The organism is Clostridium sartagoforme AAU1, assembly GCF_000401215.1.
GTDB lineage: Bacteria > Bacillota > Clostridia > Clostridiales > Clostridiaceae > Clostridium > Clostridium sartagoforme.
Genome location: NZ_ASRV01000031.1, coordinates 1 through 7,798, shown reverse-complemented (window position 1 = coordinate 7,798; position 7,798 = coordinate 1). Strand labels below are relative to the sequence as shown.

The 7,798-nt window shown below is 26.6% G+C and carries 9 protein-coding genes; 5 read left to right on the top strand and 4 right to left on the bottom strand.

The window, feature by feature from the left end:
- Window positions 1–80: 80 nt before the first annotated feature.
- Window positions 81–260, top strand: coding sequence for a MarR family transcriptional regulator (locus A500_RS02610; protein WP_016206031.1), 180 nt, complete (start codon window positions 81–83; stop codon window positions 258–260).
- Window positions 261–433: 173 nt separating this feature from the next.
- Here the strand turns inward: A500_RS02610 and A500_RS02605 are convergent, their stop codons facing one another.
- Entirely contained in the window at window positions 434–955 is a 522-nt protein-coding gene (locus A500_RS02605; RefSeq protein ID WP_016206030.1) for a hypothetical protein, read from the bottom strand.
- Window positions 956–1,342: 387 nt separating this feature from the next.
- Here A500_RS02605 and A500_RS02600 point away from each other — a divergent pair, with 387 nt between their 5' ends.
- The 4 genes from A500_RS02600 (at window position 1,343) to A500_RS02585 (ending at window position 5,804) form a co-directional block, all read left to right on the top strand.
- A complete protein-coding gene (locus A500_RS02600; protein WP_016206029.1) occupies window positions 1,343–1,738 on the top strand; it encodes a hypothetical protein in 396 nt (131 codons plus the stop codon).
- Between the two features lie 218 nt (window positions 1,739–1,956).
- Window positions 1,957–2,991 (top strand): ribosome small subunit-dependent GTPase A, encoded by a 1,035-nt coding sequence (gene rsgA, locus A500_RS02595; protein ID WP_016206028.1) that lies wholly within the window; start codon window positions 1,957–1,959, stop codon window positions 2,989–2,991.
- A 1-nt stretch (window position 2,992) separates the two neighbouring features.
- Entirely contained in the window at window positions 2,993–3,442 is a 450-nt protein-coding gene (locus tag A500_RS02590) for a GNAT family N-acetyltransferase (RefSeq protein ID WP_016206027.1), read from the top strand.
- Window positions 3,443–3,614: 172 nt separating this feature from the next.
- Window positions 3,615–5,804: an alpha-galactosidase gene (locus A500_RS02585; RefSeq protein WP_016206026.1), complete on the top strand. Its 2,190-nt coding sequence runs from the start codon at window positions 3,615–3,617 to the stop codon at window positions 5,802–5,804.
- 72 nt (window positions 5,805–5,876) lie between these two features.
- Here A500_RS02585 and A500_RS20680 read toward each other — a convergent pair whose 3' ends face one another.
- From A500_RS20680 to A500_RS02575, 3 genes are all read right to left on the bottom strand, one after another.
- Window positions 5,877–6,251, bottom strand: coding sequence for a helix-turn-helix domain-containing protein (locus tag A500_RS20680; RefSeq protein ID WP_198010567.1), 375 nt, complete (start codon window positions 6,249–6,251; stop codon window positions 5,877–5,879).
- Window positions 6,252–6,271: 20 nt separating this feature from the next.
- Complete coding sequence (locus tag A500_RS20675) at window positions 6,272–6,742, bottom strand: AraC family ligand binding domain-containing protein (protein WP_198010566.1); 471 nt, start codon at window positions 6,740–6,742, stop codon at window positions 6,272–6,274.
- 117 nt (window positions 6,743–6,859) lie between these two features.
- Window positions 6,860–7,462, bottom strand: a complete 603-nt coding sequence (locus A500_RS02575; protein ID WP_016206025.1) for a DUF445 domain-containing protein — start codon at window positions 7,460–7,462, stop codon at window positions 6,860–6,862.
- Window positions 7,463–7,798 lie beyond the last annotated feature (336 nt).

Genomic DNA, 7,798 nt, shown 5'->3' with positions numbered 1-7,798 from the left:
AATAGTTGAAATTTATAGTAAATATTATGTAAAATAATAGTAACTTAAAGTTATATAAATATGAAAAGGAGATGTATAATATGGAAAATTATGATGTAGTTTTAGATTTCTTTACTAAAAATGATAAACCATTAAATGCTACTGCAGTTGCAGAAGGAACAGGAATAGATAAAAAAGAAGTATCCAAGGTAATGGATAAACTTAAAAAAGAAGAAAAGATTTATTCACCAAAAAGATGTTACTGGCAAATAAAAAGATAGAAGTGCTGTAGCACAATGCAGAATGCATAATTGATAATGCATAATTAATGTAAAAACTACTGAAAGTAGTTTTAATAATTATGATATAAAATTTGCTAGATATAATAGTTTAGGATACCTTTAATGGTATCCTTTATTTATTATTTTTAATTGAGTAATATTGTAATAAAATCTTATTCATCAATGCTAATAAAGTTTAATTTCCAATTCCCATCAACTTGAGAAAACTTTACATTAAGCGTGTATAGCCTAGCATCATATTTTGGTTCATTTGAGTATCCTGAATCGTATATTTCATATATACTTCTAAATTCAGTATCAGACACTAAATCATACATTCTTTGTCTCAAGGACATATTTTCTTGAGGAATAGTAAAATCAAAGTTTAAACCCTTTATATGACCATTTTCAATTGTAACATCATCTGCTAAATTATCTTTGATACTAATATAATCACCTTTAATAGCTGAATTTAAAATTAAATAAAAATTAGAATCAAGTACGTTTCTTAGTTCATAGATATATTTTTCTTTTTCAACTAAACTTCTATTTTGAGATAGTTCATTTTGTGTGATAGTTAAATCAGTTGTTAATGATTTAATTATATTATTTTGATATAGCATTGAATAACATACTGTAATAATATTAGTTATAATTAAAACTAATATTATTATTGTTGATTTTTTACTTTTCATATCTTACCCCCAACTTATGATATTAATAAATTACTGTTTATATAGTAGTTTTTAATAATGCTATTCATTAATTTTCTTTTTTCATTATCTTTATAGACATCACCCCAACTAATTAGAGTACCAACTAAAAAATAATAATACTTATAATATAATTGTGAATTAATATATATTTATATTATATATTAATTGAATATATAATTAAATGAAAATAATAAGGTTTTATTTAAATTCTATCACTATAGCATATTTTGCATAAGACATAAATTATAATTGTATATTTATATTAGTAGGAATAATATAAATTTGTAAGGGATACTTAGTTTATTAGGCTTTAATAATGTTTTTAGTTATAAGGGGTAATGCTTATGTTAAGTGGGGGAGTAGAGTATGAAAGAATATAGAGATATTCCAAAAAAAGTAATACTTTTAATTATTACTTTTAGTTTAGGTCTATTAATGATAGGATGTGTAAAGTGTAAAGTAGAAAGTGGTAAAACAGAAAATTATATGAATGCAGTTGTTGATGATGTAACAGAAGAAGGTATTAAAGTTGTACCAATAGACAATGAAAATGTTAATTCAGACAAAGATATTATTAATGCAAATAGTATTATTGTAAATAAAAATACAATATCTACTGATAAGCTACCCGAGCTAGAGAAGAGTGACAAAATAAGAATTGTTTATAATGGTGAAAGTGTGGAGGAAGATCCTTTGAAAATTGAGATAGTTTTTGCAATATATTTGTTAGATGAAAAGGGGGAAGTTATACCTAACGAATAAAGTGCTTATAAATTAAAATAATAGTGTAAAAAAATGAATATTAATATATAATAAATATGATGGTAATTACAAAATTAACCATTAATTATCTGAAAGGATGTGATGTTTTATGATGGATTTAGTAAGAATCAATAAAAACTATATTGTTGGTAATGGGAAGGTGACTACAGTATAGCAATAAATATCCTTCCCAATATGTTTAAATTTCGGGAGGAAGAATGAATAATAAAAACTTACTAGAATTAGGATTAAATGAAGGATACATTAAAGAAGCAAGTAGTTATAATGAAAACTTTTATTTAGGAAGAGTTTCAGTACAATATAAGGATATTTATAGAATTGTTACTGAAGAGGGAGAAGTGCTTGCAAGGGTATCTGGTAAATTATCATATTCTTCAAATAGTACTTTAGATTATCCTGTAGTGGGGGATTGGGTATTATTAGACAGAACAGATAATAAAAATGGTGATGCTATAATTCATAAAGTGTTAACTAGAAAAAGTTGTTTTTCAAGAAAGATAGCTGGCAATAGATATGATGTGCAAATTGTTGCAGCAAATATTGATTATATATTTATCTGCATGGCATTAAATAATGATTTTAATATTAATAGACTTGAAAGATATATAGCTGTGGCTTGGGATAGCATGGCAATACCAGTTATAGTATTAACTAAGTCGGATTTATATGAAGATATAGATGAAAGACTAAGAGAAGTTAAAGAAGTTGCTATAGGAATAGATATACTAGTAACTTCAAGTTTAAATGGAAATGGATATGAAAAAGTTAAGGAATATATTAAATCTGGAACAACAATAGCCTTTATTGGTTCGTCTGGAGTAGGTAAATCTACACTAATTAATAAGCTATTGAATGAAGAGGTTTTAAAAACTAACTCAATTAGTGAAAATGATAAAGGAAGACATACAACCACCCATAGAGAGTTATTTTTATTGGAGGATGGTGGAGTAATAATTGATACTCCTGGAATGAGGGAGCTTGGATTAATTTCTGCTGATGTTGATAAATCCTTTAGTAATATTGAAGAGTTAGAAAAGCAATGTAAGTTTTCAGATTGTACTCATAAGAATGAACCTAAATGTGCAATAAGAGAAGCCGTTGAAAATGGTGAATTAGAAATAGATAGATTAGAAAGATATAAAAAGCTTAAAAGAGAAGAAGCCTATAATTTATCAAAAGCTAAGAGCCAAGAAAGACATAGGATTAAAAGTTCTATGAAGGGGAAGAGATAAAATGAGTATATATTTAAAAGATATTGATAAGAGTAATTTAGTGGAATGTACCCTATTAACTACTAATAAAGATGGTAAGCACTATGTTTTTGAAGAATTCGTTGCTTCAAATGCTTTTTCCATTGCACAATCAAAGGTTCAAAATGGTTGGATTGTGAAAGCAATATATGATGATGATTTAATGATTGGCTTTACAATGTATGGATATTGCTATGAATATTCCTTTTATGAAATATGTAGGTTTATGATAGATCATAGATATCAAGGAAAAGGATATGGAAAACTTGCCTTAGGTAAAATAATTGAGGAAATGAAGAAACTTGAGGATTGTAAGGATATATATATTTCCTTTAATCCAAAGAACAATATAGCAAGAAAGCTTTATGAAAGTTTTGGATTTAAGGATACAGGAAAAGTTCTAGAAGATGAACTATTATTCAAATTAGAATAGTAAAAAAGAGCTGTGGCAAACAGCTCTTTTCTTATATTAAATAAAATAATCTTAATAAAAATAACATTAGGACATAAAGTTATAACAAATAGTCATGTTAATAAAATCTATCACAAATTATAATATTCTTAAGTATTAAAGGTATAAAAATATATTTATGATGGAGGATAATATGGGAATTAGATTTAATAAAGAAAATAAACTATTTAATATTGAATCAAAAAATACAAGCTATGTATTAAGAGTTTTAGAAACTGGACATATAGTTCATTTATATTGGGGAAGAAAAATTAATTCAAATAAAATAGATTATATAATTAAAAAAAGACAGTGTGGAAGTTTTTTAGCTGACTTAGATAATATAGATAATTTACATTTAGAAGCAATACCACAGGAGTACCCAAGCTATGGGAATGCAGATTTACGCTCACCAGCAGTTCAAATAAAGTTGTCAAATGGAACAACTGTAACAGATTTTAGATATGATAGTCATAAAATATTTAAAGGGAAGAAAAAACTTAATGGACTACCAGCAACCTATGTAGAAAATGATAATGAAGCAGAAACTCTAGAAATAACCTTAAAGGATGAGCTGGCAAGGCTTAGAGTAATATTATCCTATACTATTTTTGAAGAATATAATGCAATAGCAAGATCTTGTAAAATAATAAATGATAGCGATGAAGAAGTTGATATATTAAGAGTTTTAAGTGCTAATGTTGACTTTAATAACAGTGAATTTGATTTTATACATTTATCAGGAGCATGGGCAAGAGAGCGGCATATAATAAGAACCCCATTAAGGTCTGGAGGACAATGTGTAGAAAGTAGAAGAGGGGCAAGCAGCCATGCTCAAAATCCATTTATGGCATTAGTTAGCCACAATGCTAATGAAGATTATGGAGATGTTTATGGATTCAATTTAATTTATAGTGGAAACTTTTTAGCAAATGTTGAAGTTGATATGCATAATAATTCAAGAGCACAAATTGGTATAAATCCCTTTGATTTTACTTGGAATTTGGAAGCAAGAGAAGAGTTTCAAACCCCTGAAGCCGTATTAGTATATTCACCTAATGGACTAACTGGAATGTCTCATATATATCATGATTTATATAGAGAAAGATTATCTAGAGGAATATATAAAGATAAGGAAAGACCAATACTTATAAATAATTGGGAAGCAACATATTTTGATTTTAATAATGAAAAAATTAAAGAGCTAGCAAATGAGTCCAGTAAACTTGGAATAGAATTATTTGTATTAGATGATGGATGGTTTGGAAAAAGAAATAGTGATGAGTCTTCACTTGGAGATTGGTTTGTTAACGAAGAGAAAATAAAAGGTGGATTAAATTTATTAGCATCAGAAATAAATGAAATGGGAATGAGGTTTGGTTTATGGTTTGAGCCAGAAATGATTTCACCTAATAGTAAATTGTATGAGGAACATCCAGATTGGTGTATTCATATAGAAGGAAGAACACGCTCACAAGCAAGAAATCAGCTTATATTAGATTTGTCTAGAAAAGAGGTTTGTGATGCAGTAATAAAAATGCTTACAAATATATTAAAATCAGCACCAATATCTTATGTTAAATGGGATATGAATAGAAATATGAGTGAAATAGGATCTCCTGCATGGCCAGCTAAAAAGCAAAAAGAAGTTGTGCATAGATATATGTTAGGATTATATAGAATATTAGAAAATATAACTTCAGATTTTCCTAATATTTTATATGAAAGCTGCTCTGGTGGAGGTGGAAGATTTGATGGCGGAATGTTGTATTATATGCCACAAGCTTGGACAAGTGATGATACTGATGCTATTGAAAGATTAAAGATTCAAGAAGGCACATCATTAGTTTATCCACCTAGTTCTATGGGAAGTCATGTTTCAGCAGTTCCAAACCATCAGGTGGGAAGAATAACTCCACTTAATACAAGAGGGGTAGTAGCTATGGCTGGTAGCTTTGGTTACGAATTAGATATAACAAAAATGAGTAATGAAGAAAAAGAAGAAGTGAAAGCTCAAGTTGAGTTTTATAAAAATATAAGAGCTATTGTTCAATATGGAGATTTATATAGGCTAAAGAGTTCATCTAATAGTAATGAAGTAGCATGGATGAATTTATCCAAAGATAAAAATAAAGTTGTAGTTAGTTATGTAAAAAAGTATGGAGAAGCAAATGTACTTCCAAGGAGATTAAAGCTTAAAGCACTAGAGGAAAATTCATTATATAAACTTAATGAAACTGGAGAAGTATTTGGCGGAGATGAACTTATGTATATAGGACTTGAAATTGGAGAATTATTTAATGATTACCAAGCTAAAATTTGGACATTAAGTAAAATAAGCTAAATATAAAAGAAATTTAAAAAGAGAGAAAATCAGATAAAGTGAGTTTCTCTCTTTTATATAATAAATATTTAATTATGTTCTTAATAAAAGCTTATTTGCAGAAATACCTTTATTTAATCTATACTCTTTTGGACTAACTCCTTTTACCTTTTTAAAGGCTTTTGAAAAGGCTAGTGGATCATTATATCCACAGGAAAAAGCAATATTACCAATGGGTAAATCCGTATTATATAAAAGTTCTGAAGCTTTAGTTATTCTAAACTCCATTAAAAACTTTTGGGGAGACATATTTAAATGTTTTTGAAAAATAGATGTTAAATAACTTCTATTTAAGCATACATAGTCAGCAAGATCAGTTACCTTAATTTGTGAATGATAATTGTTTTGAATAAACTCTACTGCATTATTTATATATGTATTATAAGAATGATTTTTATCATTAAGCAATATACTTTTATTATCTTCTGCTAATTTGGAAAAAACAGATATAAAAGCCCTTCTATTTTAAAAGAATCAGCAGGGGTACTTCTATGGTGCTTTAGCATTTCCATAACATATTCTTTAAGTTCATCATTTTCACTAGATTTAAAAATTACATTGTTTTTATCTAGACCTACTGATTTTAAGTAAGCTTCAACCTTGTTACCATCAATTCCTATCCATAAATAAGTCCAAGGGTTTTCCTGATCAGCTTGGTAAAAAGTAACGATATTAGGGCTTATTAAAAAACCTTCATTTTTATTAACTGTAAATTTATTATTATCCACATAATAATAACCTTTTCCTTCTAGTACATAATGTAATAAATAATTAGGTCTAACAGCAGGACCAAAGGAATGTAAAGGCACACACTTTTCTAAGCCACAATAGCAAAGATACATATCATTAAAGTCTCTAATACTATTTTCTAAAAAGTAAGCTTCTAATATAAAAATCACCTCAATCTAACATAAGAACATATTAATTACTATTTTAAATTACTATATTATACAATTCAATATAGATGGGGATATATATAAGATTTTTATTATTTAAGTGTTAATAATATATTGTCCTTAAAGGAAAATAACTAAAATTCCTTGAAGTACTCCAATAATAGCACCTAATATAAGACCTAAAATTTCAATATGTTTTAGCTCTTTTCTAGCAACTCTAATTATTATATCTTCTAGCTGCTCTAAATCTAATTCTTTAATCTTTTCTTCAACAATTTCCTGAATATTAACATTTTCCTTAGCTTTATTTAATAAATCAGCACTAATTTCATTAACTGCATTAGGAACTTCCTTATTTAATATATCATCAATATAAGGTGATGCCATCATTCTAAAGGGCATAGGAATCACATTAAGCTTTTCATTTATTATATTTTTAACTTTATTTGTTATATGTGAATTAAAGCTTTCTCCATTAGAGTTATTTAATGCTTGCTCTAATATATCATCCATTGATAGTAATTCATTAGAAATAACTTCACCAATATTAGAAGCAATTTCATTTTTTCTTTTAGGAATTAAGCCTAATATTTTAATATTTAAGATAGGAATCTTAATAGGGTTAATAGGCCTAAACAAAAGTTTTATGGCTAAGATATTAGTTATCCATCCAATAAGACCACCAACAATTGTTAATATTAATATAGTTGTAAAACTCTTCATAAGTGCCTCCGTATATCTTAAGTTTAATGATTATGTATATAAAATACATAGAATATTTTATAACCAAAAAAGAAATATTTCAATATAAAATTTGACCGATTGGTATAAAGTTTTATAATATAACTTCTATTTTAGAGCTTTATAGAAACGCTCTACTTGATAATTATTATTATTTTCCAAAAGGTCATATTATTTACATTATTATGGAATATAATTCCATAATAATGTATAATTAAAACATAGATTAATACGCAATTGTATTATTATTAATTAAAAGTTAATAAAAAGTTTATCAATTTTTATATATTTTTGTAAAATTTAATTGATATCAAAAAA